1 protein-coding gene is annotated in these 600 nt (G+C 71.0%); it reads right to left on the bottom strand.

Annotated features, from left to right (window positions below):
• The coding region (locus tag IEW34_RS30210; RefSeq protein ID WP_505626582.1) for a phosphohexomutase domain-containing protein at positions 1-600 on the bottom strand (600 nt) is incomplete at both ends.

Below are 600 nucleotides of genomic sequence, written 5' to 3'. Positions count from 1 at the left end.
AGCGGGATCACCTCGCAGCCGATGCGCTCCAGGATGTCCTGGGCGAAGGCGCCGGCGGTGCCGTTGCCGCAGGCGGCGACCACCCGCAGCTTGCGGCCGAGCCGGGGCCGGTCGGTGAGGTCGGCGATGTAGCGGGCGGGAAAGTCGCCGACGAATTCGTAGGCGCCGCCGGGAGCGGGGCGCCCGGCGCCGGAGAGCACGATCTCCTTGAGCCGGCCCATCTCCTCGGGCCCGAAGGTGACCGGCCGGGCCGCCCCCATCTTGACCCCGGTCCAGCCGTTGTCGTTGTGGGAGGCGGTGACCATGGCAACCGCCGCGGTGTCCAGCGCGAACTGGCCGAAATAGGCCATCGGCGTGGTCGCCAGCCCGATGTCGCGCACCCTGACGCCGGCGGCCATCAGGCCGGTGACCAGGGCGTATTTGATGGCGGCGGAATAGCTGCGGAAGTCGTGGCCGACGACGATGGCGGGCTCGACCTTCAGCTCGGCCAGCAGCGTGCCGAGCCCCAGGCCCAGCGCCTGCACCCCCATCAGGTTGAGCTCGCGCTCGAACAGCCACCGCGCATCATATTCGCGAAAGCCCGTCGGCTTCACCAAAGGC

It is taken from the genome of Chelatococcus reniformis (genome assembly GCF_014640075.1).
In the GTDB taxonomy this organism is placed as follows: domain Bacteria; phylum Pseudomonadota; class Alphaproteobacteria; order Rhizobiales; family Beijerinckiaceae; genus Camelimonas; species Camelimonas reniformis.
This window is presented reverse-complemented; position numbering and strand designations above follow the sequence as displayed.